17 protein-coding genes, 1 tRNA gene and 2 pseudogenes are annotated in these 24,645 nt (G+C 62.4%); 11 read left to right on the plus strand and 9 right to left on the minus strand.

Annotated elements, in window-relative coordinates; genetic code table 11:
• Positions 1-109 precede the first annotated feature (109 nt).
• Together AC3CCE_RS24980 and aceA are read right to left on the minus strand one after the other, a co-directional pair.
• Positions 110-352 carry an SMc00767 family acetate metabolism repressor gene (locus AC3CCE_RS24980; RefSeq protein WP_352513154.1) on the minus strand — a complete coding sequence of 81 codons (243 nt, stop codon included), beginning with the start codon at positions 350-352 and terminating at the stop codon, positions 110-112.
• Positions 353-404: 52 nt separating this feature from the next.
• On the minus strand, positions 405-1,694 hold the full coding sequence (gene aceA, locus AC3CCE_RS24985; protein WP_352626313.1) for an isocitrate lyase: 1,290 nt from the start codon (positions 1,692-1,694) through the stop codon (positions 405-407).
• A gap of 250 nt (positions 1,695-1,944) precedes the next feature.
• Between aceA and AC3CCE_RS24990 the strand changes: the two genes are divergently transcribed.
• From AC3CCE_RS24990 to AC3CCE_RS25020, 7 genes are all read left to right on the plus strand, one after another.
• Positions 1,945-3,372, plus strand: a complete 1,428-nt coding sequence (locus AC3CCE_RS24990; protein WP_023727761.1) for a helix-turn-helix domain-containing protein — start codon at positions 1,945-1,947, stop codon at positions 3,370-3,372.
• Positions 3,373-3,521: 149 nt separating this feature from the next.
• The gene (locus AC3CCE_RS24995; RefSeq protein WP_031193251.1) at positions 3,522-4,421 is read left to right on the plus strand and encodes a DUF2167 domain-containing protein; all 900 of its coding nucleotides are present in this window, start codon (positions 3,522-3,524) and stop codon (positions 4,419-4,421) included.
• Between the two features lie 161 nt (positions 4,422-4,582).
• Positions 4,583-5,536, plus strand: coding sequence for a DMT family transporter (locus AC3CCE_RS25000; RefSeq protein WP_352513152.1), 954 nt, complete (start codon positions 4,583-4,585; stop codon positions 5,534-5,536).
• Between the two features lie 424 nt (positions 5,537-5,960).
• Entirely contained in the window at positions 5,961-7,058 is a 1,098-nt protein-coding gene (locus AC3CCE_RS25005) for a polyamine ABC transporter substrate-binding protein (RefSeq protein WP_023669323.1), read from the plus strand.
• An 83-nt stretch (positions 7,059-7,141) separates the two neighbouring features.
• Positions 7,142-8,281, plus strand: a complete 1,140-nt coding sequence (locus AC3CCE_RS25010) for an ABC transporter ATP-binding protein (protein WP_023697298.1) — start codon at positions 7,142-7,144, stop codon at positions 8,279-8,281.
• A 9-nt stretch (positions 8,282-8,290) separates the two neighbouring features.
• Entirely contained in the window at positions 8,291-9,256 is a 966-nt protein-coding gene (locus AC3CCE_RS25015) for an ABC transporter permease subunit (RefSeq protein WP_352513151.1), read from the plus strand.
• A complete protein-coding gene (locus AC3CCE_RS25020; protein ID WP_352513149.1) occupies positions 9,253-10,071 on the plus strand; it encodes an ABC transporter permease in 819 nt (272 codons plus the stop codon). Before AC3CCE_RS25015 ends, AC3CCE_RS25020 begins: the two co-directional genes overlap by 4 nt.
• A gap of 42 nt (positions 10,072-10,113) precedes the next feature.
• Here the strand turns inward: AC3CCE_RS25020 and AC3CCE_RS25025 are convergent, their stop codons facing one another.
• Complete coding sequence (locus tag AC3CCE_RS25025; protein ID WP_352626314.1) at positions 10,114-11,967, minus strand: AsmA family protein; 1,854 nt, start codon at positions 11,965-11,967, stop codon at positions 10,114-10,116.
• Positions 11,968-12,332: 365 nt separating this feature from the next.
• Between AC3CCE_RS25025 and AC3CCE_RS25030 the strand changes: the two genes are divergently transcribed.
• Positions 12,333-14,297 carry an acetoacetate--CoA ligase gene (locus AC3CCE_RS25030; RefSeq protein WP_352626315.1) on the plus strand — a complete coding sequence of 655 codons (1,965 nt, stop codon included), beginning with the start codon at positions 12,333-12,335 and terminating at the stop codon, positions 14,295-14,297.
• A gap of 265 nt (positions 14,298-14,562) precedes the next feature.
• Here AC3CCE_RS25030 and AC3CCE_RS25035 read toward each other — a convergent pair whose 3' ends face one another.
• On the minus strand, positions 14,563-18,567 hold the full coding sequence (locus tag AC3CCE_RS25035) for a PAS domain S-box protein (RefSeq protein ID WP_023834052.1): 4,005 nt from the start codon (positions 18,565-18,567) through the stop codon (positions 14,563-14,565).
• Between the two features lie 324 nt (positions 18,568-18,891).
• Here AC3CCE_RS25035 and AC3CCE_RS25040 point away from each other — a divergent pair, with 324 nt between their 5' ends.
• Positions 18,892-19,350: a phasin gene (locus AC3CCE_RS25040; protein ID WP_023834051.1), complete on the plus strand. Its 459-nt coding sequence runs from the start codon at positions 18,892-18,894 to the stop codon at positions 19,348-19,350.
• Between the two features lie 346 nt (positions 19,351-19,696).
• A tRNA-His gene (locus AC3CCE_RS25045) sits at positions 19,697-19,773 on the plus strand.
• Between the two features lie 469 nt (positions 19,774-20,242).
• On the opposite strand, the pseudogene AC3CCE_RS25050 reads toward AC3CCE_RS25045, so the two are convergent.
• From AC3CCE_RS25050 to AC3CCE_RS25070, 5 genes and pseudogenes are all read right to left on the minus strand, one after another.
• A pseudogene (locus AC3CCE_RS25050) lies at positions 20,243-20,365 on the minus strand (glutathione-dependent formaldehyde dehydrogenase); the annotation flags it as partial.
• Between the two features lie 194 nt (positions 20,366-20,559).
• Positions 20,560-20,664: pseudogene (locus AC3CCE_RS25055) on the minus strand (SDR family NAD(P)-dependent oxidoreductase); the annotation flags it as partial.
• A 68-nt stretch (positions 20,665-20,732) separates the two neighbouring features.
• Positions 20,733-21,050, minus strand: coding sequence for a hypothetical protein (locus AC3CCE_RS25060; RefSeq protein ID WP_031208350.1), 318 nt, complete (start codon positions 21,048-21,050; stop codon positions 20,733-20,735).
• 91 nt (positions 21,051-21,141) lie between these two features.
• A complete protein-coding gene (locus AC3CCE_RS25065) occupies positions 21,142-21,441 on the minus strand; it encodes a hypothetical protein (protein ID WP_156939228.1) in 300 nt (99 codons plus the stop codon).
• 1,095 nt (positions 21,442-22,536) lie between these two features.
• The gene (locus tag AC3CCE_RS25070) at positions 22,537-23,343 is read right to left on the minus strand and encodes an IclR family transcriptional regulator (RefSeq protein ID WP_023723361.1); all 807 of its coding nucleotides are present in this window, start codon (positions 23,341-23,343) and stop codon (positions 22,537-22,539) included.
• A gap of 228 nt (positions 23,344-23,571) precedes the next feature.
• Here AC3CCE_RS25070 and AC3CCE_RS25075 point away from each other — a divergent pair, with 228 nt between their 5' ends.
• Entirely contained in the window at positions 23,572-24,624 is a 1,053-nt protein-coding gene (locus tag AC3CCE_RS25075) for an ABC transporter substrate-binding protein (protein WP_023723360.1), read from the plus strand.
• Positions 24,625-24,645 lie beyond the last annotated feature (21 nt).

A 24,645-nucleotide genomic window follows, 5' to 3' on the forward strand; every position in this document is an offset into this window, starting at 1 on the left:
TCAAAAGCGAAAGTCACCCGCGCTGAAAACCCGCGGGTGACGTTGAAATCGGCCAGTGAGCGGCGGGGCCCATAAGTTCCACAAGCACAAAGCTTCCGTAAGGGAAAGATCAGCCGTGACTCTTCTGCGTGACGATCACCGGGATCAGCAGGTCGCCCCAATTGCCGTCGCCGCCATGATGCCGGGCCGAGCGCACCAGTTCCACCGAGACGCCGGCCTCGACTGCCTTCATCACCGATTGATTGAGCCTGTGCAGGTCGTTGGCCAGCATGCGGATGGTCGCCTGTTGGTCGACACTCATCGTGGTGGACTGCTCGTCTGCACGTTCCTTGACGCGGCTTATCGATGCCATTTTCTTCTCCCTTGCCCTTCGGGCGTTTCCTCTGTTGGTTATGTCGATCGGTTCATTCCGCTGCCGGCTTGAACTGGGCGTGCTCGGTGGATTCATGCATGGCGGTGGTCGAGGACTGGCCGCCGCTGATCGCCATCGACACGGCGTCGAAATAGCCGGTGCCGACCTCGCGCTGGTGCTTGGTCGCGGTGTAGCCGTGGACTTCCGCCGCGAACTCGGCTTCCTGCAGTTCGGAGTAAGCCGCCATTTGCCGCGCCTTGTAGCCGCGGGCCAGTTCGAACATGCCGAAGTTGAGCTGGTGGAACCCGGCCAATGTGATGAACTGGAACTTGTAGCCCATGGCGCCGAGCTCGCGCTGGAACTTGGCGATCGTCGCGTCGTCGAGGTTCTTCTTCCAGTTGAACGACGGCGAGCAATTATAGGCGAGCAGCTTGCCCGGATGATGCCTGCGCACGCCTTCGGCGAATTTCTTGGCCTGCGCCAGATCGGGGTTGGATGTTTCGCACCAGATCAGGTCGGCATGCGGCGCATAGGCAATGGCGCGCGCGATGCACGGTTCGATGCCGTTCCTGACCTGGTAGAAGCCTTCAACCGTGCGGCCGGCATCGTAGTCGACGAAAGGCTGGTCGCGCTCGTCAATGTCGGAGGTCAGAAGCTTTGCCGCTTCCGCATCGGTGCGTGCCACGACTAGCGTCGGCGTGCCCATCACGTCGGCCGCCAGACGCGCCGCGTTGAGGTTGCGGATATGCGCGGCGGTCGGGATCAGCACTTTGCCGCCGAGATGGCCGCACTTCTTCTCAGAGGCCAGCTGGTCCTCATAGTGGACGCCGGCAGCGCCCGCCTCGATGAACGCCTTCATGATCTCGAAGGCGTTGAGCGGTCCGCCGAAGCCGGCCTCGGCATCGGCGACGATCGGCGCGAACCAGGTGTCGACCGACAGGCCGTTGCCTTCCGAGGTCTCGATCTGATCGGCGCGCTGCAGCGTGCGGTTGATGCGCTTGACCAGTTCGGGCGCCGCATTGGCGGGATAGAGCGACTGGTCCGGATACATGGCCGACGCGGTGTTGGCGTCGGCGGCGACCTGCCAGCCCGAGAGATAGATTGCCTTCAGCCCGGCACGCACCTGCTGCATCGCCTGGTTGCCCGACATGGCGCCGAGTGCATTGACGAAGTCTTCCTCGTGGATGAGCTTCCACAGCCGGTTGGCGCCCATTTCGGCAAGACTCTGGCGTATCTGGACCGACCCGCGCAGCCGCTTCACATCGTCCGGCGAATAGGCTCGTTCGATGCCGTCGAAGCGGCCTTCGGGCGCGGATGGGACAAGATTGTAAAAATCAGTCATTGGTCACTCCAGATCAATCGATGCCAGTGTCTTGAAACGCCGCGCCCCTGGGATGGTGTGCGTCGTCTGTGTGTGACATCATTTACATTGCGCCGTGACGAGAGCGAGGAAAACCGCCATTTCCGGTAGAAAATAAGAGAAAACCTGTGTTGTGTTTGACTGCTTGCCGCTGTAAATCTGTCATGATTGTAAAAAGATAGTGCGCCGTTCATCGCTCGCAAGTCGTGTAAATTCCTGTCAAGGAAAGCCGGTGGCCGACCAGAAGATATTCGCCGGGCCGCGCATCCGCCGCATCCGCATCGCCAAAGGCCTGACCCAGACGGCGATGGCCGAGGGGCTCGGCATCTCGCCGTCCTATCTCAACCTGATCGAGCGCAACCAGCGGCCGCTGACGGTGCAACTGATCCTGAAGCTGGCCTCTGTCTACAAGGTCGACCCGCATGAATTGCAGGGTGAGGCGAGAGGGTCGATCTCGGCCTTGAAGGAAGTGTTCGGCGACCCGCTGCTTGCCGGTGAGCTGCCGGGCGACCAGGAACTGATCGAACTGGCCGAGGCAGCCCCCAACGCATCGGCTGCGATGATAAAACTGTTTCGCGCTTACCGCGAGCAGGCCGAGCGGCTGTCCGATCTCAACGAGCTTCTGGCGCGCGAGGGCCGCGCCACGGCGCTGTCCGGTGCGCGGCTGCCGATCGACGAAGTGCACGAGATTTTCGAGCGCCGGCCGAACCATTTTGCAGCACTGGAGGAAGAGGCCGAGGCCTTCACCTCGATGCTCGACCCCGGCGACGATCTGTTCGGCGCGCTGAAGGCGTGGCTGAAGCGCGAGTATGGCATCGTCGTCAAGGTTCTGCCGGTCGCCACCATGCCGAACTGGCGCCGCCGTTATGACCGTCATTCGCAGCGTCTTTTTCTATCGGAGCGGCTGTCGCCGTTCGACCAGTTGCGCGAAGTCGCCATGGAGGCCTGCCTGATCCGCATGACGGTCGCGATCGCCGGCGAAATTCAGGCGCTGAAGCTCGGTACGGACGAAGCCCGCCGGCTCGCCCGCTTCGAGTTCGGCCGCTACGCCGCCCATGCCTTGATGATGCCCTATCAGGCCTTTCATGCCGCCGCCGTGCGGGCTCGTTACGACATCGATGTGCTGCGCTCGCGTTTCGGCGTCTCCTTCGAACAGGCGGCGAACCGCCTGACCATGCTGCAGCGTCCTGGCTTGTCCGGAGTGCCGTTCTTCATGCTCGAGGTCGACAATGCCGGCAACCGCTTCCGCAAGGCCGGCGGCCAGGGCTTTCCGCAAAGCCGCTTTGGCGGCGGCTGCCCGAAACTGCCGGTCCATGCCGCTTTCGCTTCGCCTGGCCAGATCCTGGTCGAGGCGGTGGAAATGCCCGACGGCGCCGAGTTCCTCTGCATCGCACGCACGCTCGAGGGGCCGCAGGGTTCGTTCTCCGAGCGCCCGCGCCGCACCGCGCTGCTGTTGGGCTGCGATATCGGCTTTCGCGACGAGATCGTCTATGGCGCCGGGCTGCCGGCAAAGGCCGGACAGGGCGCCGCCACGCCGGTCGGTCCCGCTTGCCGGCTGTGCGAACGCATCGGCTGCCTCGCCCGCGCCGAGCCGCCGGTGACCCGTCCGCTGGGCCTGGACGAGATGGCGACGGGCCTGAGCGCCTTCGATTTCCAGTGATGCTTCTCGGGCAGGAGGTCGCGGAAGACCGCAGCTGTTTCCGCTAAGCAATAGAGCGCGGCCCGAACCATCGCCGAACCAAATATTGATTAAGCATCGGCGCTGCGCTATCGAAGGTGAGCTGCAGGGCAGCCAAGGGGGGACGGCTTATGAACAGGAAAGCTTTGTGGCTTGGCGTGGCGCTTGCCCTTTTGGCGGGGCCTGTTCTGGCAGAAAAATCCTCGGAATTCTTCAAGGACTATCAACAGTATAGTGACGACGGCAAGGCATTCCTGGACAAGATCGATCCAAAGACCGGCGCGGTCGACCTTCCCGAAGGCATCCATCTCGATCTCAAGGACAAGTTCTATTTTCTGGGCAAGAAGGACGCGACGTCCGTCCTGACCGAGGCCTGGGGCAATCCGGCTGATACCGCGTCCGAAGCAATCGGCATGATCTTCCCGGCCAAGTACGAGCCCATCGCCGGCAACGGTTGGGGCATCGAATTGCGCTATGAAAAGATCGGCCATGTCGATGACGCCGACGCCGCATCCATCGACTACACCGAATTGCTGAGCAGCATGCAGGCGGACACATTGTCGGCCAACGATCAGCGGGTGAAGGACGGCTTTCCCCCGATCAAGCTGATCGGCTGGGCCTCGCCGCCGGTCTATGATTTCGTCCACAAGCGGCTGCACTGGGCCAAGGAACTGCAGTTCGGAGACGATACCGTCCACACGCTCAATTACGACGTCCGTTTCCTCGGCCGGGAAGGCGTCTTCGTGATGAGCTACATCGCTACGGTTGAACAATTGCCGGAGATCAAGCAGAGCCTGGACGAAGTGCTGGGCGTGGCGGACTTCAACACCGGCAAGAAATACACCGATTTTCTGCCAGGCACCGACACGGTCGCCGCGGTTGGCATCGGCGGCCTCATCGCTGGAAAACTCGCGGCAAAGGCCGGCCTGATTGCGGTCGCGCTCATCGCCCTGAAAAAGTTCGGCATTCTGCTGCTGGTACCGTTGGCCGGTCTTTGGCGCTTTATCCGCGGCAACAAGGGCACGTCCTAGAAACGGCGGTGTTTGCCCGTATGGCTGCCGGTTGGCGGTGCGCCAAAGGGAATGCCGGGCTGGATCACCTCCGGCGGTAGCCTATGCGCTAGGCGAATGCGGCACGTTTCTGTCGTCCATTGTGCATCATGCCGCCCCGAGATAGCCGACAGTCGCACCCCATGACCGATACCGCATCTTCTCCAATCGCCGCATCGCCGATCGTCTCGCCGCGCGAAGAGCGGGTCGGCTTGCTGCTGGTGTTCCTGTCGGCGCTGATGTGGAGCTTTGGCGGCACCATCGCCCGCTTCATCGACACCGCTGACAGTTGGACGGTGGTGTTCTGGCGCTCGCTGTGGGCGGCTGTGTTCCTGATTTGCTTCATGGCCTGGCGCGACGGCTGGCGCGGCATGTTGCGGCTGTTTCGCGACATGGGCCTGCCCGGCCTTGCCGTGGCCGTCTGTTTCGCCACGGCGTCGACGTGCTTCGTTGTCGCGCTCGCCTACACCACCGTTGCCAATATCCTGTTGATGCAGGCCGGTGTGCCGCTGCTGGCGGCATTGCTTGCCTGGGTGCTGTTTCGCGAACGCGTCGCCGTCGCGACCTGGGTGGCGATCGCCGCCGTCATCGCCGGCGTCGCCATCATGGTGTCGGAATCGCTCGACGGCGCCGTATCGCCCATCGGCGACGGGCTGTCGCTGCTGATCGCCGTCATGTTCTCGATTGCCACCGTCATCACCCGGCGCTTCGCCCATGTGCGCATGACGCCGGCGACGTGCCTCGGCACGATGCTGGCAGCGGCTTTCGCCGCATCGCAAGCCACGCAGTTTGCCACGTCGGCCCACGACATGGCTTTCCTGTTTGCCTTCGGCGTCATCAATCTCGGCCTGGGCCTTGCCTTCTTCGCCACCGGCGCGAGGCTGGTTCCGGCGGCGATCGCAGCACTCCTCGGCACGTTCGAGCCGATCCTCGGACCGATCTGGGTCTGGCTCGTTCATGGCGAGGTGCCCTCGGTGCGCACCATCATCGGCGGCGCGGCGGTGGTCGCCGCGCTGCTCGTCCATATCGCGCTTGAATTCAAGCGCCAGGCGAGACCTGCACGGCCGGGGACCACCGGCCTGCCATCCCCTAATTGACCCGCCTTTCCCTTGGTTGAGCCCGTCTTCCCTATTACGCCCTTCTTTCCCCAATTAGCGAAGCCGCACGCCCTATTGACCGAGCTTCCCCGCGCGGGCCATTGACAACCTTGCTGCGGCACGGGCAGGCTGGGGCACGGCAACAACAAGACAGGCTTATCTTGCCAAGTGTCCCCGCCGGTCGGACCAAGACCGGACCACAGCGTCGTATCCCTGCCAGCGCCGCGGCGAAAGCCTCTGACGGCGTCAGCGCGCCCGCCATGCGGGCACACAGAGCCATCATCTGCCGCTCGTCGAACCGCCCGGACGGCGCTGGCAGTTCATGCTTGTGGCTGCCCGGAAAGCTCAATACTCTGAAGCAAATGCCCAATCGCGCTCGAACAGCGACGACTTGGCGAAGGAACACTCATCAAAGGAGAACAGCATGATCCGCAAAGCGCTCTGGCTTTCGGCAACCTCGGCATTTCTGACGCTTTTCGCCGTTGGCGGCCATGCCGAGGATCGCGTCGTCAACGTCTTCAACTGGTCGGATTACATCGACAGTTCGATCATTGACGACTTCACTAAGGAGACCGGCATCAAGGTCGTCTACGACACCTTCGATTCCAATGAAATCCTCGAAACCAAGCTGCTTGCCGGCGGCAGCGGCTATGACGTCGTCGTGCCCAGCGGCAACTTCCTGGCCCGCCAGATCCAGGCCGGCGTGTTCCAGAAGCTCGACAAGTCGAAGCTGCCCAACATTTCCAACATGTGGGACACGGTTTCGGAGCGCACCGCCAAATACGATCCCGGCAATGAATACTCGATCAATTACATGTGGGGCACCGTCGGCATCGGCTACAACATCAAGAAGGTGCAGGCAGCACTCGGCACCGACAAGATCGACAGCTGGGATGTGTTCTTCAATCCCGACAGCCTGGCCAAGCTGAAGGACTGCGGCGTCTATGTGCTGGACTCGCCGGCCGACATCATCCCGGCGGCGCTCAAATACCTCGGCCTCGATCCGAACAGCACCTCACCTGACGACATCGCAAAGGCCGAGGAGACGTTGCTGAAGGTGCGTCCGTATATCCGCAAATTCCATTCGTCCGAATACATCAACGCGCTCGCCAACGGCGACATCTGCCTGGCGGTCGGCTGGTCGGGTGACGTCTTCCAGGCGCGCAACCGCGCGGTCGAGGCCAAGCAAGGCGTCGAGATCGGCTATTCCGTGCCCAAGGAAGGCGCCCAGATGTGGTTCGACCAGATGGCGATTCCCGCCGATGCGCCGCATGCCGCCGAGGCACTCGAATTTCTCAACTACATGATGAAGCCGGAAGTGATCGCCAAGTCGTCCAACTATGTGCTGTACGCCAACGGCAACAAGGCTTCGCAGCAGTTCGTCGACAAGGCGCTGCTGGATGATCCGGCGGTCTATCCGGACGCCGAGACCTTGAAAAAGCTCTATACGGTCCAGCCCTACGATCCCAAGACCCAGCGCCTGATCACGCGCAGCTGGACCAAGATCGTCACCGGCCAGTAAGCAATGCGACATGGTCCCGGCAGCCACCTGCCGGGACCATTCTTCTCTGGGGCAAGAAGCAAAAAAATAGGACGGAGTGGGACATGAAATCGCTTGGCAGCATCCGCAGGGATTTCGCGCCATGGAACGACCCGAACGCCAAGCCATATATCCAATTCGAGAACGTCACCAAGAAGTTCGGTGACTTCACCGCCGTCAACAATCTGTCGCTGACCATTTTCGAGCGCGAGTTCTTCGCCCTGCTCGGCGCGTCGGGCTGCGGAAAGTCGACGTTGCTGCGGATGCTTGCCGGCTTCGAGGAGCCCACCGCCGGCCGTATCCTTCTCGACGGCCAGGACTTGCGCGGCATCCCGCCCTACCGCCGCCCGGTCAACATGATGTTCCAGTCCTATGCGCTGTTCCCGCATATGAGCGTGGAAAAGAACATTGCCTTCGGCCTCAAGCAGGAAGGCATGCCGGGACCGGATATCGAAAAGCGCGTCGCCGAGATGCTGAAGCTGGTGAAGCTAGAGCAGTTCGCCAAGCGCAAGCCGCACCAATTGTCGGGCGGCCAGCGCCAGCGCGTCGCGCTCGCCCGCTCGGTTGCCAAGCGGCCAAAAGTCTTGCTGCTCGATGAGCCGCTCGGCGCGCTCGACAAGAAGCTGCGCGAGGAAACGCAGTTCGAGCTGATGGACCTGCAGCAAAATCTCGGCCTTACCTTCGTCGTCGTCACCCACGACCAGGAAGAGGCGATGACCATGGCCGACCGCATCGCCATCATCGACAAGGGCGAGGTGATGCAGGTGGCGACGCCGGCGGAAGTCTATGAGGCGCCGAGCTCACGCTTCGTTGCCCACTTCGTCGGCAATGTGAACATGTTCGAAGGCAAGGTCGCCGAGCGTGCGGCAAACACCACGCGCATTACCGGCGCGACAGGGGCCCAGATCGTCGTCGAAAACAGCACCGATACAAAGGCCGGTTCCGACATCGTCTTCGCCATCAGGCCGGAGAAGATCAAGGTGTCGTCGAAGAAACCGGCCGACGCAGTCAATGCGCTTGAGGGCGAGGTCTACGACGTTGCCTATCTCGGCGACATGACCGTCTACCACATCCGGCTGGATGACGGGCAGATCATCAGGGCAAGCGCGCTCAACGCGGCGCGAGTCACCGAGGACCCGCTGACCTGGAACGACCGCGCCTGGGTCTCCTTCCGGCCGGATGCCGGCGTCGTGCTGACGCGGTAGGGGGCGGGCATGTCCAACATCGCCATCACCGGCACCGGCCCATCGACAGCGGCCAAACCGTTTCTGACACGGCTCGGCGCCGGCTTCGTCAGCCGGCTCGTCATCATCGTGCCCTATCTTTGGCTGCTGTTCTTCTTCCTCATCCCGTTCATCATCGTTTTCAAGATCTCGCTGTCGCAGACGGCGATCGCCATGCCTCCCTACACGCCCGTGCTCGATTTCAGGGACGGCATGTCCGGTTTCTTCGCCGGCTTCCGCGAACTCAACTTCGACAATTATACCTTGCTGGCGCAGGACGCGCTTTACTTCAAAGCCTATGTGACCAGCGTTATCATCGCCGCGATATCGACGGTCCTTACGCTGCTCGTCGGCTACCCGATCGCCTATGGCATGGCGCGTGCGCCGGCAACGATCCGCCCGACCTTGATGATGCTGGTGATCCTGCCGTTCTGGACGTCGTTCCTGATCCGCGTCTACGCCTGGATTGGCATCCTCAAACCTGAAGGCCTGCTCAACCAGCTGCTGCTCGCCACCGGCATCATCGACGAACGCTTGATCATTCTCAACACCTACTATGCGATCTTCATCGGCATCGTCTATTCCTACCTGCCATTCATGGTGCTGCCGCTCTATTCCTCGCTGGAAAAAATGGATTATTCGCTGATCGAGGCGGCCAAGGATCTCGGCTGCCCGCCGACATCAGCCTTCTGGAAAATCACCTTCCCGCTGTCGCTGCCCGGTGTCATTGCCGGCTGCCTGTTGGTGTTCATTCCCGCGGTCGGCGAGTTCGTCATTCCCGACCTGCTCGGCGGATCGCAGACGCTGATGATCGGCAAGACGCTCTGGAACGAATTCAACAGCAACCGCGACTGGCCAGTATCATCGGCGGTGGCGGTGATCCTGCTATTGCTGCTGATCGTGCCGATCATGCTATTCCAGCGAGCCCAGGCGCGCGCCCAGGAGCAAGACAAATGAACACCAGCTGGAGCCGCTTCAACGTCACCTCGGTCGTGCTGGGCTTTGCCTTCCTCTATCTGCCCATCGTGCTGCTCGTCATCTTCTCCTTCAACGAGTCGAAGCTGGTCACCGTCTGGGGCGGCTTCTCGACCAAATGGTATGCCTCGCTGTTCCACAATCAGGGGCTGATGGACGCCACCTGGGTGACCGCGCGTGTGGCTGTCATCTCCGCCACTGTGGCAACCGTGCTCGGCACGCTGGCGGCACTGACCTTGACCCGCTACACCCGCTTCCGCGGCCGCATCCTGTTTTCCGGCATGGTGTTTGCGCCGCTGGTCATGCCGGAAGTCATCACCGGCCTGTCGCTGTTGCTGCTGTTCGTTGCCGTCGGTCTCGACCGTGGCTTCCTGACCGTGACGCTTGCTCACATCACCTTGACCATGTGCTTCGTGGCTGTCGTCGTGCAGTCGCGCCTGGTGTCGTTCGATCGTTCGCTGGAAGAAGCTGCCTTGGACCTCGGCGCAACGCCGGTAAAGACCTTCTTTCAGATCACGCTGCCGGTGATCATGCCGGCCATCGTCTCCGGCTGGATGCTGGCCTTCACCTTGTCGCTTGACGATCTGGTGATCGCCTCCTTCACCTCGGGGCCTGGCGCCACCACGCTGCCGATGAAGATCTACAGCCAGGTGCGTCTCGGCGTGACGCCGGAAATCAACGCCGCCTGCACCATCCTGATCGCCGTCGTGGCGGTAGGCGTCATCATCGCTTCGGTCGCCAACAAGCGGCGTGAGGTGCAGCGCCAGCTCGACGAACAGGCCGCGCAGCGCGGTTGATTGCGTCAAACGAGGGATAGGGCGGTCCCGGTAAGGGTCCGCCTATTCGCCTGAGACGCCGCGGCTGATCGGCGAGATGAACGGCGTGCTCCAGGTGCCGCCGACGAAGAATGACGACTGGTTGGATCCCTGCTGGCCATTGACCGGTGCCGCTGCCGGGTCGGCCTGGGTGACACCCCCCGAAAGCGCCAGCCCGCGTCCGCCGTAAGAGGCGATGCCGGACAGCCAGACCTTGTATTTCGCCGAATTGGCCTCGGCCTTGTCCAGCCTTGCCACACCCTTCGAGATGGTGGCCTTGAGCTCGGCGCCGTCCATCGGCAGTGTCCCGTCCGAGACGTCGTCGAGCGCGAAGAAGCCGCCCTGTTCCGTGTGCTTCAGAAATGCCGGCAAATTGAGCCCGCTCAGCGCGCCCGGCCCGAACGTCGCAGAGACCGAGCCGTCGGCGTTCTCGAAGATCGAGTCCCAGGATTTGCCCGGCCCTTTGAGAATGACCGAGACAGTGCCGGTGCTGGCCGGCACCAGCCGCGTCATTCCGGCCGCGGTGCCGAAAGCGGCGCCGTCAATGTCGGAGGCGAGCAGCCGGATCTCGACCTGCGAGCCCTCCGGTTTGCGGTCGAAACGCAGGCTGCTCTGCACGTTGCCGCCAAAGGCCGACGCATCGGAGATATCGAAGACGGCAAGCCCGTTCTTCACCTGCGCCGTGGCGGCGACGTCGGCAAGCTGGATTGCGCCGGCCGAGGCATGTGCCGCTGACAGCCTCAGATCGAGATTGATCCGGTCGGCGAAGCTGGTGTCGATTTCGCCGGGACCGGTCTCGCCGGTCGGCGCCAGCGGCGTGAAGGCCGAAAACAGCGACCTGAGGTCGAGCGTATCGAAGGCGAGTGTGCCTGATATCACCGGCAAGGCGTCGCCGAACGAAAAATCCAGCGCCCCCATTCCCGGGTTGCTGTCGAGCGTCACCGCGGTGTTTTCGAATTTGACGCGGCCGGCGGTCGCCGTGATCTTGCTCGAAATCGAGACCGAACCGATCGCCGTACCAGGGGCAATGCCGGCCTGCGACCATTCCAGCACGCGCCGCAGCGAGGGCGCGGCGAATTTCGCCTGGCCATCGAAATAGGCGTTTTGCGACATGCTGGCCGTGCCGTCGAACGAGAAGCTGGCCGGCGCTGCCTTGAACGAAAACGTGACCGGTGCGGCGCCGCCGGCAAACAGCACCAGCGGCTTGGGCGAGGCGGCATCGACGGTGACGCTCTCGCCGCGCCAGATTCCGGTCGCCGACAAGGTCGCGTTGCTGTTCATCGCTGCCCAGCTCGCCTGGCCGGACAGGCTGGTCAGCAATTCGACGTCCTTGCCGCCGACGGAGGCGACCATGCGGCCGTCCCTGAATTCCACGGTGCCGAACGGATCGGCGGGCAGCTTGCTCAGATCCGGCTTCGTCGGATCGGCGTTGACCACGCCGCGCGCCGTGTCGATGGAGCGGGTGATGCGTCCGCCCGTTGGTATGGCGGGCAGGAATATGCCGTTTGCGGCGCGCTGGACCCGGATCGTCGGCCGCACCAGCCGCGCCGTCGAAAACACCACATCGCCCTGCAGCGCCGCCATGGCCGACAGGTCGACCTCGACCCGTTCGGCCTCGATCACCGGCGGCGCGTCGGTCTCGGTCCACTGGGACAGCGTGACGTCGCTCAATATGGCGCGGAACTTCGGCCACACCTCGATGCGCGGCGAACCGGCGATGGTGACCCTGAAACCGCTCCACGCGCTCATCTCCCAGGCGATGCGATCGCGCACGATCCGGGTCGAGGCAAACAGCGGCAGAGCGGCGACGACCAGCGCGATGACGAGCACGGCAACGCCGATCGCCCATATTCCGCGCCGGATCAAAGGTGATGGCATATTGCCCCGGTTGCTTTCATTCCGATAAACGCCTGACGGGTGTAACCGCCAGTCGTCACCACGCCTTCCAGCCGTCACTACGACTTAGGGCTGAGGCATTTCAAGTCTTTATGGCCCGGCGATGGCAATTGCGCACATATGGCCGAGTTTAGCGGAACAAAATCTTGCTCTGCCGCACGGTGGTAGGCATAAGCGATGCAGCTTCAGCCTGTTACGAGGCGCGGCGTTTTTGGGACAGCGGCGCCTGTAAAGCTGAGGCTAGTGCATGTCGCCCGGAAGAGTGCAGCGGTTCCGGGACAACGACGTGCATCAAAACAAAAGCATATCTATCTTGCGACGCCGACCGGCTTCAAGGAGGATCGATCATGGCTGCCGAAGCACCGCTCTGGACTCCGACGCAAGAGCAGATCGACGCAGCACCACTGACCGCGTTCATGAAGGCAGCAGCGGCCAAAAGCGGCACATCCTTCACCTCCTACGCCGAACTGCACCGCTGGTCGGTCGAGGATCGCGAAGGCTTCTGGAGCCTGCTGTGGGACTTTTGCGGCATTGTCGGCGACAAAGGGACCGATGGGACGGTGCTCGTCGATGGCGACAAGATGCCCGGCGCATCGTTCTTTCCCGATGCGACGCTGAACTTCGCCGAGAACCTGCTGAAGAAGACCGGTTCCGGTGACGCGATCGTCTTTCGCGGCGAGGGCAAGATCGAGCGGCGGCTGTCGTGGAACGAACTGCACCAGCTGACTTCGCGCTTTCAGCAGCTTTTCCTGTCGCTCAAGGTAAAAAAGGGCGACCGCATCGCGGCGATGATGCCCAACATGCCGGAAACCGTCGCCGCCATGCTGGGGGCCGCCTCGATCGGCGCGGTCTGGTCGTCCTGTTCCCCCGATTTCGGCGAGCAGGGCGTGCTCGACCGTTTCGGCCAGATCGAGCCGGTCATATTCATTGCGCCGGACGGCTATTGGTACAACGGCAAGGCAATCGAGGTAGCCGACAAGATCGCTGCCGTTGCGGCGAAGCTCGAAACCGTCCGCAAGGTCCTGATCGTCGACTATCTCGGTACCTCGCGCGATATCGCAGCGATCATCGACAAGGCCGTGGCGCTCGAAGAGGCGGTGTTACCCTTTACCGCCAAAGCGGTCACGTTCGAGCGGCTGCCGTTCGCGCATCCGCTCTACATCCTGTTCTCGTCAGGTACCACTGGCATTCCCAAATGCATCGTCCATTCGGCCGGCGGCACGCTGGTCCAGCATGTCAAGGAACACCGGCTGCATGCCGGACTCATCGAAGGCGACCGCTTCTTCTACTTCACCACCTGCGGCTGGATGATGTGGAACTGGCTGGTGTCGGGCCTGGCCTCGGGCGCCACGCTGCTGCTCTATGACGGCTCGCCCTTCCACCCCGACGGCAATGTGCTGTTCAGCTTCGCAGATGCCGAGAAGATGACCTTTTTCGGCACCTCGGCCAAATTCATCGATTCCGTACGCAAGGCCGGGCTCAAGCCGATCCGCAGCCATGATCTGTCGAGTGTGCGGGCTATTTCCTCCACCGGCTCACCGTTGTCGCCGGAGGATTTCCGCTTCGTCTATGACGGCATCAAGAAGGACGTACATCTCGCCTCGGTTTCCGGCGGCACCGACATCGTCTCCTGTTTCGTGCTCGGCGTACCGACGCAACCGGTCTGGACCGGCGAGATCCAGGGTCCCGGCCTCGGCCTTGCCGTCGATGTATGGGACGATGACGGCAAGCCGATCCGCGAGCAAAAGGGTGAGCTGGTCTGCACAAAAGCGTTCCCGTCGATGCCGATCGGCTTCTGGAACGATCCTGACGGCAAGAAATACCAGGCCGCCTATTTCGAGCGCTTCGACAATGTTTGGTGCCACGGCGACTTCGCCGAATGGACCGCGCATGGCGGCATGATCATCCACGGCCGTTCCGACGCGACGCTCAATCCGGGCGGTGTGCGCATCGGCACGGCGGAGATCTACAATCAGGTCGAACAGATGCCGGAAATCCTTGAGGCGCTGTGCATCGGCCAGGATTTCGACAATGACGTGCGCGTCGTGCTGTTCGTGCGGCTGGCCGCCGGCGTGACGCTGGACGAGGATCTGGAAAAGCGCATTCGTTCCAAGATCCGCAGCGGCGCCAGCCCGCGCCACGTGCCGGCAAGGATCGTCGCCGTCAGCGACATTCCGCGCACCAAATCGGGCAAGATCACCGAGCTTGCAGTGCGCGACGTGGTGCATGGCCGCGCCATCAAGAACAAGGAAGCGTTGGCCAATCCAGAGGCGCTGGAGCTGTTCAGGAACCTGCCGCAGCTGGCTGAGTGACGCAGCCGGGATGGTTAACCAGATATGTCGGTCGAATTTACCTAGATTTCATGAGTGGTACACATTCGTAAATTTTTTGGACGGCCGGTAAGGAGTTGTTAAGGCCCGGCGTCGATAGTCGCACGTAACTTGAGGGAGAAATCCCGTTCCTCGTCCCCTGAGGATCAGATTCGCTCAAGCCCCCGTTGTGACAGCAAATCCCATTTAAGGCGTCCTGTTGGACGCCTTTTCTTTGTCCGGGATTCTCGCCCGGGAATGGCCGGCCCTATTCGGCCAGCACCCGCGTCGACGGGAAGGCGACCTCGACCAGCGTCCCTTCGCCCGGCGTCGAGGTGATGGTGAAGCGGGCGCGGTTGGCTTCCACCATCGCCTTGGTCAGCGGCAGGCCGAGACCGGTGCCGTCGCCACGCCCGCGCTTCAGCGCATTGATCTGCTTGAACGGCTTCAGCGCCTGCTCGATCTCGGCATGGCTCATGCCAATGCCGGTATCGCGCACCCGCATGACAACGTCGCCGGAGGTTTCATAGGCGGTCGACACGATCACCTGTCCGCCGGCTTGCGTATACCGAATGGCGTTGGACAGGATGTTGAGCGCGATCTGGCGCACGCTTCTGAGGTCGGCGACGACTTCCGGCAGTCGCGAGGCGAAGCTGGAGCGAATGATGACACGCTCGCGGTTGGCCTGCGGCTGCATCATCGCCACCGTCTCGGCCAGCGTATCGTTGAGCGACACCGCCTCGTAGTCCATTTCCTGCTGGCCGGCCTCGATCTTCGAAATGTCGAGGAGGTCATTGACGAGATCGAGCACATGGTTGCCCGAGCGGTTGATGTCTCTGAGATAGTCGCGGTAGCGGTCATTGGCTACCGGGCCGAACTTCTCGTCCACCATCAGCTCGGAAAAGCCGATAATGGCGTTGAGCGGCGTGCGGATCTCGTGGCTGATGCGGGCGAGGAAATCGGTCTTCTGCGAGGAGGCGCGCTCGGCCACCGCGCGCGCCTGGGTCAGATCCTCTTCGGCCCGCTTCCACTGCGTGATGTCGCGCACCACGGCGCAGAAGCCGCTGTCATTGGGCAGCCTGCCGATGGTCATGAACAGCGGGATGAAGCGCCCTTGCGCCTCGCGCCCGATCACCTCGCGGCCATCGTTCATCACACTCGCCACGCCGGGCTCGGACAGGCCGTTCAGATAGTCGCGCGCCGCGCGCTGGCTTTCGATGGCAAACAGGGAGGCGAACGGTTTACCGGTGACGTCGTCGCTGTCGAAGCCGAACAGCGCCTCGGCCGGCCGGCTGATCGAGCGGATGTCGCCGTCGCGGCCGATCAACACCACACCATCGGTCGCGGTGTCGATGATGGTGCGCATCTCGGCAATGCGCGCTTTGAGTTCGGAGACATCGGGCTGCGTCTGCTCGTCGGCTGCGAGATGCGCAACCATCGGCGGCTCGTTGTCGCCGGTACGTCGCACCACCAGCATCAGCGCCTTGCCGGCGCGCCACGGCACCGAACGCAAAATGGCTTCGATCGGAAATTCCTGGCCCTCGCGCGTCTTCAGTTTGAGTGTGTGGTCGCTTTCGCCGGCCATTTCTGAATAGGGATCGGCAAACAGCGCGTCGAGCCCGCCGGCGTCGCTCAGGTCCTCAAGCGTGTCATAGCCGGTCAGGCCGAGGAATTCCTCATTGGCGTAATGAAGCTCGTCGCCCGAATGGATGAGCAGCGGCACCGGCAGCTTGCCGAGGATCGACGTGTCAGGGGCCTTGTGTTCATCTCCGGCCGAGAATGCCGAAGGCATGAACCCCTCAAGCTTGAGCGGCGGCACTTTCAGGCGCTGTGGTTCTGCCGGCACTGTGTCCGCATCGCCGGCCTTGTCCCCGTCTTCCACGGCGGAATCGGTCGCCTCGTCGGACGGCGCCCAATCCTCATTGTCCTCGGCATCGCGGAAGTCGGCCGACGTCATGCTGTCGTCTTCACCGGCATTGGCCGGCGTCTCGGCAACAACCGGCTGTGGCTCTGCGGCCTCGACGATCTCTTGGGCTTGCGTATCATCCGGTTCGGAAGCCGGCGCAAGTTCGTCGTTGGACGACGTTGCTTCCGTACTGTCTTCGGTGACGGAGCCTGGTTCGGGATCGGCATAGTCGAGCAGGGAGCGCGACACTGTCGGCGCCTTCGCCTCGCCTGCTTCGCTGTCCGCAAGGCCGTCGTCCGGCTGCTCGCCGTCAAGCCGCGTCAGGTCCTTTTCGTCCTCGGCATCGCTTTCCGGCGGTTCGGCCACAGCCGTTTCGCTTTCGGGTGCGGCTGCCGATGGTTCAGCCACGGCAGCCGGACCGGCTTCGTCCGGACTCGAGACCTCGGCGGGTTGTCGGGCTGGCGCGGCTGTTTCAGGCTGGTCCGCCTCGACATGATCCGGCTTGGGCTCATCTGCCTTGGCCTGGTCTGGCGTTACCTGATCCGGATTGGCCGGTTCGGCCTGCTTGGCAGTCTCCGGCTGCTCCGGCGGGGGATTGTCCTTCTTCAGCCGCTCGCCGATTTCGCGGAAAGCGCTGCGCTCCAGCGTCGACAGGCCCCTCTCGCTTGTCGGCTGCTTGTCGTTGGCGGGCTGCCGATGCTCGGCCAGCCGGATGACCTTGTCGGCAAAACGACGTTCCTGCTTCGGCACGATGGTCAGTGCCGGCACTTCGCCCTCGAACGGATCGGCCGCCTTGGGAGCTTCCGCCACGGGCTGTTCCGGGGCCGGCTCGGCTGCTGCCGGTGGCGCGCCATTGGGGACCAGCGCCATGCCGATTGCTTCCGGATCGACCACCGCATCGCCGGCGCGGGCGACGCCGAAACCACGAAAACCTTCGAAGGCGCGGCTGCGGCCATAGACAGGCAGTGCTGCCAGATCGACCGGTATCTTCAGGTCGGAGCCGGCAACCGGCCACAGTACCGAGCGGCCCGACCAGGTGTCGCGCCGTTCAAGCAGGCCCGCGATCTCGCCCGAGGCGTCGAGGCCGAAAGTTGTCGCGACGTCCTTGAAGCGGCGCCCGATCACGTCGGCGGCGGCTTTGCCAACAATGTCGCCGAATTCCGGCGACAGCGCGCTGAACTTGCCGTCGGCGTCGGTGCGCCAGACGAAGCGCAGCGGCGGCGCCGAGCGGTCGACCTCACGTTTGGCGGGAGGCGTAGCCGGTGGGGCTGCGTCAGACGGCAGGGCGGGCGCAGCGGCACTGCTGTCCAACTGCGCACTCTCGGCCGGGGAAACAGAGTCCGGCTCGGCCTGCGCCGGGCTGTCCGGCTCGCCCGCCTGCGGCTCTTCACCGGCATGGAAGTACCAATGATCATGTTGCGCCGGCGCGCTGTCATTCGCCGCCTGCTCGCGGCCGGTCGTCTGCTCGCGATGGTCCGCCTTTGTATCGGTTGACGCCGAAGCATCATGCTCGGTGGCAGCCGGACCTGTCTCCCCGACATCAGGCGCGGCCGCGAGTGGAGCGCCCTGATTCCCGCTTGCGGTGGGGTGGTCAGCCACCGCATCCACCGTTACCGCGTTCTCCGCGGCGGCTTGCGCCGGGCCATCGTCGACCTGCGCTGCAGCAGGTTCGGCATCCAGCTCGCCGACAGGATTTTCCTCGCCGAGCTGATCCTCGTCGATGACCACCAGCAGATGCCTGGACTCGGTCAGGCGCGCGAAGCCGGCCGGATAGGACGTGGCGCCGCCGGGGACCAGCCGCTTGACGATGCGGTCGTCCTGGCTCGCCACGTCGGCGACAAGCGCGGCCAGCGTCTCAGGCCGGATGGCGAGCGCGCCAAAGCCATCCGAAGCCGCCTCGACAGTGCCGGCGGCGTCGACAAAGGCGATGAAATGGCCGTCTTCGGTAAAGCCGCTGATGGCGCGGGCCGCAATGTCGGCAGCACTGCGCGAGCCGGCCTGCGCTGCCGGCACCACCAGCATAATGGCGCTTTCGCCGTCCGGCATAGTCACCGCACTGGCCAGGAAGCCGACGGCGCGGCTGGTGATGCCGGTCGCCAGCCGTACCGTAATGGCGCGGTCGCTGCCGATCTGCGGGAAGCCCGCGGTCGCCATGATCTGGCGCCTGGCGATCAGCGGCAGCTGAGCCGAGGCGCCGATGATGGCCTCGATATCGGGATAGCCGAACACCGCAGCGCCCGGGCCGTTGGCCCAGATCACCTGTTCGAGGTCGGCCGACAGAATCGCGATCGCGTCGCCGGCGGCGAAGCGCTGGCGAACCGCATCAAGCACGGTGACATCGAGGAAAGAGTAGTTCTCGGAAGGCATGCGCTTGGCGGACCCTTTCGGTGAAACCTCTTGGCGAACCCCTCTTGGCGAACCTACAAGGCGGGCAATTTGCAGTTAACGCTTTGTTAATAAAAGCCCGCGCGGCGAAGGTCCACAAGCCATGGCGGGAAGCAGGTGGAATCTCTGGCCACTTGGTTAACAGCCTCTCGGAATGTCCCTGGATAACCTCTTGGGTGACGCATGGGAAGAAATTTATGGTGCACTGCAACAAACATATTGCATCGCACAAAAAAACCGCTATATTGCCATCATACATGAACGAGACGGCTTTTTGTCAAAGCCGCTACCCCGAAAGGATGGAAAATGACCAAGGCCAAGACCGCTGAGACCATCGAAAGCGTCGAATTCCCGAGCTTCGACGCTTCCAAGGCAACCGACCAGATCCGCGCTTTCGCCGAAAAGGGCGTCGAGCAGTCGAAGGAAGCCTACTCCAAGCTGAAGACCGGCGCCGAAGAGACCCAGAAAGTCCTGGAATCGACCTTCGAGACTGCCAAGACCGTTTCCAGCGACCTGTCGCTCAAGACCATCGCCGCTCTGCGCGCCAATGCCGAAGCCGGCTTCTCGCATCTCGAGGCCCTCATCGGCGCCAAGTCGCTGTCGGAAGTGGTCGAACTGCAGACCGCCTTCCTGCGCAAGCGCGTCGAGACCACGGTCGAGCAGGCCAAGGACTTCCAGGCTGTTGCTTCGAAGGCTGCCGAAGACGTCTCCAAGCCGGTCAAGACCGCTTTCGAGAAGGCCCTGAAGGACATCAAGGCCGCCTAATAATTGCGCACAACTCTGCGATGCATCAAAACGTCGCATTTCGTCAGACAAATAGGTGTGCGATAGAGTTGTCCAAATGAATACCCGGCGAGTGGAACCTCCTCCCTCTGCTCTCCGGGGTGACCAGCCAGCACCTCCTCCCGCTGGCTCGTAACAGGAAAAGGCCGGCACCTCCTCCCGCCGGCCTTTTTCTTTTGCCGAAGAAACCGGCGCCTGTTGGCGGAACCGGCTTTGCCTTATCAAAGGCCTTGAATTAGTCTCTGATAGACCGTATTGGACGCATCGCCGAACGACAGAGCGGATCTCGGAGAATGAATTTTCACCACGATCTGGCTCAGGCGAACGTGCCGTTGTAGCTCAGATGGTTAGAGCGCCGGATTGTGGATCCGGAGGTCGCTGGTTCGATCCCAGCCAACGGTACCATCGAATTTCCCGCTAAAGTATTGATTGCCGATCCCGACGATCCACGAGAGATCAAGACACCTGTATGGCCCTTTCGGCAGGGCAGGAAGACCCTGACTGCGCACACACACCGCGGTGCGGATACCCGCGCCGCAGCTTAGGTTTCATCTTACTCCAGCGGTTCGTCGGTCGGCCGAGGCGTCGTGCCTGCCTGACGAGGACGGCCGGCATTGCGATTTGCAATACGGCTGTCGAGCGGCGATCTGGACGCTTGCTGGGCGCCAGCGGTCTTGGGTGCCGTCGGCTTGGCGCCGGAATCGCTGTCTTCAGCATCGCGACGGGGATGTGGCAGGCCGGCGGCGTCAGGCGACCTGACCGGGGGTGTGGCGGCCGGGTTTGTCGATGCGGGTTTATCCTTGGCCATTTTCAACTCTCGCCTTTTCAGCATGCAGACGGCCGGACAACAAAGTCGGGCCATTGGATAGAACGGTCAGCCGTGCGGGCGCATCACCACTTTGATGCAGCCGTCCTCCTTGTCGCGGAAGGTTTTGTAAAGCTCGGGCCCGGCCTCGAGGCCAGCCGGATGGGTGATCACGAATGACGGGTCGATATCGCTGTTGTGAACTTTCTGCAGCGATGTCGCGTTCATCCTGGATCGTCGGATCGGCCACCTGATCGCAGCGTATGTCGCCTTTGCCGTGCCATGTGAGGGCCTGCATGTGCTGTTCCTTGACGACAAGCTCTGCAAGCCCGAACTTGGCTTGATGTGAAATGTTCCCGCTTCGAACGAGCATCCGGCCTCAACCCTTGGGCCGAGCCGGGTTCGGCCATGCCGCAATGCTGCTCGGCCAGGGTGCCGGCCGGCGTTCCATGCGCCGCTGCAACCTGCAGCTTGTTTTTCCAGCCGCTGATCGCCTGCTGCCACGACCGCATCCCTGATCGCTTCGCAGGGCAGAGGTTTGGCGCAAGCGCAGGATCTGCTATCGCGCCAGCATCGCGGCGACAACGAACACGACGGCGGCAACGACGACAAGCGCGACAATGGCCAGCACCGGGCCGTTTTTACTCGGGGCCGGAGCGCGCTCGTCGTCCGGCCGCCGCATTGCATTGGCGAAGCTTGCTTGATTAGCGAAAGCCGGCGTGCCCGTCGCTGCGGGAACCGGCACGGCGCCGGTGTCTGCCGCTTCGGCATCGGTTTCCATAGGCGCCGCCGCCGGGTCGAATCCCGGCGTCTTGTCCTCTGTCACCCCAGACTGAATATCGCCTCTGTCTTCGGCCGGGTTACGTTCGACGTTCATGATGATGCTCCTGCCGCTGGCCCGGGCTTCCCCAACCGCGAGCGGATCAGGATGTTCCATCGGGCGGAATCGCCAACAACGAGGAGCAAATTCAGATAGCCTTCAAACAGATGTCCCTGGTGGCAACGCGGGCCATGCAACCGGTCAGCACCGGATTGGTGGTCTCGTTGTAGTCGGCCATGGTCGGCAACGCGGCAGATTCGGCAAAGTTCCAGTCTGGCTCGCAATGCCCGCTTACGCACACCGCCGCTCGTTGACCTTGAGCTGGCTCGTTCCAGCCACTCCAACCCAAATTGCCAGTCCGGCTCCCGGCGGCGCGCTGTTTGGATTCCGTGGGAACATCAACAGCGCCAGCGAGTTCGGTATGTGCAGCGAGTTCCCTGTTCGCCACATGGCCAACATCCGGAGCTCTTGACTGCCCGCGTCTTCGCTCCTGGAGCGCGGGCCACTCCTCTTAGCCCAAGGTTGCGATCATGAGCAGAAACATTCCGGAAAAGCGGGCCAGGCAGGGTGGCTTGGGGCGACCGGTCCTTGGCGTGCTCTTGGCAGGCCTTGTCTTGGCGCTCGTTGCCTGGGGGATCGCTGAAATCTATGGCGAGCAGGCTAAGACACCGGCGACACAGCAAAACAGCCGGGTTCCATCGCCAGATACTTACAGCCCAAATCCTGGCCAAACGGACCCTGCAAACTCCAAGGCCGACGATGTGAATGGCGAACCGGTGGACCGGAATCCCAAGCTCGACAAGGATCCCACGCCGCGATCAAGCACTGGCGGGGATCAGCCAGGAACGCCGCCAGCTCAACCTGCTTCGCCATAGCGTTCGCGCTAGTTGATAAACACAATTCAAACAGATGCGGAAATGTGGAGGGCGATTTCAGCCAATTTCAAGAGCCGGGTCTGTCAATAATCGCCGGCGCTCTCTGATAGCTGGGGAGCCACAAAACCTCCGCTGATTCTTACCGCTTGCTGGATGGCACTGGCGGCTCCAGACCGACTGCGCGCTGTGTCACGCCGGTAGACCTTTGCACCTCTGGGCGCTTTTGAACTTGCAAGTCGATGGAATCGGGCAAGCTGGGTGTAGATGATGCAGTCGTCATCTTATCGAGGTCCGGCAGCAACACCATCTTTGCGTAGCGTGGAGGAACCAGATGGCCTCCGAAAACAGCGAATATCCCGCACACGAATAAAGCGAGAAGCAGGGCCGTAAGCACATCTGTGAAAATCTCGACAAATCTCATGTGCTCGCTCCGCGCGTAAGGATCCCGCCGCGCTCTCGACAGTAAGAGCGGCGGGATCCTCAACCGGCGATGAAGGGACTTTGATCGACGGTCTTCTCCTAATGTGGCTTCCGGTTGCGTGTTCCCTGGTTCGGACCTTATCCACCGACTATGGGACTAAGGTCCGGAACCTAAATGGAACCAATGGGGAAGAGCGGAATCCATGTGCCTTTAAGAGGCTTCAACCTGAGTGCACGACGGCTGATCGTCAGCCTCCCGCCAGAGACAGTCCACGGGCGCGCTCGCGCAGCAACGCAAGCAGTTCGTCGCGCCGTGGCTCCGGCGTGTCGACGGGTAACACCAAACACAAGGTCCTTTTGATGGCGCCGTGGCCGTCACGGATGGGGGCCGCCATGCACCAGGTGAAACGGTCGGCCAAGGCTGTGGTCTCGCTGAAACCCTGCCGGTGGGCCAAGGCAACATCGGCAAAGAATTCGGCTGGTGCAATGATGCGGCCGTCGGGAAGCCTGTAGTCGCCAGATGGGATGAAATCCCTCAACTCTTGCTCGTTCATATGGCCGAGGAGCAGCCGTCCGGATGCCGTCCATGGGATCGGCACCTCAACCCCAACATCGCTTGAGATCCGGAACGGGCCTGGGGAATCTCGGCAGTCAAGAACGACGTATTTGTTGCCACGCAGGCCGCATAGCTGGACCGTCTCGCCTGTCTCGGCGGCCAACTTATCCAAGGTCTCGATGATGCGACGGTAATGGGCATTGTGATGTGAGTAGGCCCAGCCGAACAGATGCATGGCGCGTCCGAAATAGACGTAACCTTCACCGCCGACGTTTTCGAGCATTTCGGCGTCGAGCAGGCTGTTGACGATCTCGTAGGTGGTCGAACGCGGCGCGCCGATCATTTTGGCGATGTCGCCGACGCGCATTGGCGCGCGGTGCCGCAGCAACGCCTCGAGCAGCATGATGACGCGGTCAATGCCGCGTCGTCGTTCGCCGTTGCGCGGCTCCGCGCCGGCTTCCTTCCCGATCGCATCGTTAGTGCCGTCGCTCATGACCATCCGCCAAAATCATTTCGGTTCTCGTCTCAAGGCGCTTGAAAGATGTCAAGGCTCGGTCTAGCATCCAATTTGTCCGATATACAGACACATTGTCTGAAATACCAGACAAACTAACGAGCCTGACGCAGACAAATCCCGAGGCGACACACGGTTTCCAAGATCCGGGACCGACGGGTTTCCTCGCCCTTGTTCTGCACGTCGAGGCCACAACCTCTGAAGGGAACAGTCATGATGAAATCACCGTTTTTCGCATCCGCCAGCGCGCTTTGCCTCGGTCTCGTGCTGAGCTTTGGCGCCGGCTCGGCAGCCAATGCCGCCGCCAACTGCATCAAGGGCGACCGCAAGGCGCCGTACACGATCGGCTGGGCCAACATCTATTCCGTGCCGACCTGGATGAAGCAGACCCAAGGCACGATCGAAGCCGAAGTCGAGACCCTGAAAAAGCAGGGACTGGTCGACAAGCTCGTCGTCACCGACGCTCAGGGCGATGCCAACGTCCAGATCCAGCAGATCCAGTCGATGATCGATTCCGATGTCGACGCCATCATCCTGATCGCCGGTTCGTCGACCGCACCGGCACGCGTTCTGGCCGACGCCTGCGCCAAGGGCATCGCCATCATCAACTTCGACAGCCTCGTCGATACCGACAAGGTCACCGCCAAGGTCAACACCGATTCTTCGCAATGGGGCGACCAGGCCGCCAAGTTCCTGATCGACGCCATCGGCGGCAAGGGCAAGATCCTGATCCTCAATGGCCCCGCCGGGGTTTCGGTCAGCGATGACAGGCGCAAAGGCGCCGACGCTGAGCTCAAGGCCCATCCCGACGTGACGGTGCTTGCCGAGACCAACACGCCCTACAACGTCGCGCCGGCACAGGAAGCCGTCACCAGCCTGCTCTTCGCCAACCCCGAGATCGACGGCATCCTGTCGCTCGGCGGCGCTCTGTCGGCAGGCGCCGTGCTGGCCCTCGACAAGCAGGGCCGTGAACAGGTGCCGATCACCGGTGAGAACGCCCGGCAGTTTTTGGAACTCTGGAAAGAAAAGGGCTTGAAGAGCTGGGCGACGATGCAGCCGAACTGGCTCGGCGCCTTCGCCACCTACACTGCCGTCCAGGCGCTGGAAGGCAAGGATGTGCCGGCTTTCGTCAAGATTCCGCTGCCGGTAATCGACAATTCCAACATCGACGAATACCTCGCCCGGGCCAAGGACTTCCCGGCTGACGGCTACATCTTTTCTCCTTACGATGAGGAGCTGTTCAAGAAGCTGCTGGCTCAGAAATAAGCCTGAAGGGTGTAGCGTTGA

The organism is Mesorhizobium sp. P160187 (assembly GCF_057766425.1).

Coding starts and splice junctions, on each gene's coding strand:
- AC3CCE_RS24980 (WP_352513154.1), bottom strand. CDS start 352: ATGGCATCGATAAGCCGCGTCAAGGAACGTGCAGACGAGCAGTCCACC.
- aceA (WP_352626313.1), bottom strand. CDS start 1,694: ATGACTGATTTTTACAATCTTGTCCCATCCGCGCCCGAAGGCCGCTTC.
- AC3CCE_RS24995 (WP_031193251.1), top strand. CDS start 3,522: ATGAACAGGAAAGCTTTGTGGCTTGGCGTGGCGCTTGCCCTTTTGGCG.
- AC3CCE_RS25000 (WP_352513152.1), top strand. CDS start 4,583: ATGACCGATACCGCATCTTCTCCAATCGCCGCATCGCCGATCGTCTCG.
- AC3CCE_RS25005 (WP_023669323.1), top strand. CDS start 5,961: ATGATCCGCAAAGCGCTCTGGCTTTCGGCAACCTCGGCATTTCTGACG.
- AC3CCE_RS25010 (WP_023697298.1), top strand. CDS start 7,142: ATGAAATCGCTTGGCAGCATCCGCAGGGATTTCGCGCCATGGAACGAC.
- AC3CCE_RS25015 (WP_352513151.1), top strand. CDS start 8,291: ATGTCCAACATCGCCATCACCGGCACCGGCCCATCGACAGCGGCCAAA.
- AC3CCE_RS25020 (WP_352513149.1), top strand. CDS start 9,253: ATGAACACCAGCTGGAGCCGCTTCAACGTCACCTCGGTCGTGCTGGGC.
- AC3CCE_RS25025 (WP_352626314.1), bottom strand. CDS start 11,967: ATGCCATCACCTTTGATCCGGCGCGGAATATGGGCGATCGGCGTTGCC.
- AC3CCE_RS25030 (WP_352626315.1), top strand. CDS start 12,333: ATGGCTGCCGAAGCACCGCTCTGGACTCCGACGCAAGAGCAGATCGAC.
- AC3CCE_RS25035 (WP_023834052.1), bottom strand. CDS start 18,567: ATGCCTTCCGAGAACTACTCTTTCCTCGATGTCACCGTGCTTGATGCG.
- AC3CCE_RS25040 (WP_023834051.1), top strand. CDS start 18,892: ATGACCAAGGCCAAGACCGCTGAGACCATCGAAAGCGTCGAATTCCCG.
- AC3CCE_RS25060 (WP_031208350.1), bottom strand. CDS start 21,050: ATGAACGTCGAACGTAACCCGGCCGAAGACAGAGGCGATATTCAGTCT.
- AC3CCE_RS25070 (WP_023723361.1), bottom strand. CDS start 23,343: ATGGTCATGAGCGACGGCACTAACGATGCGATCGGGAAGGAAGCCGGC.
- AC3CCE_RS25075 (WP_023723360.1), top strand. CDS start 23,572: ATGATGAAATCACCGTTTTTCGCATCCGCCAGCGCGCTTTGCCTCGGT.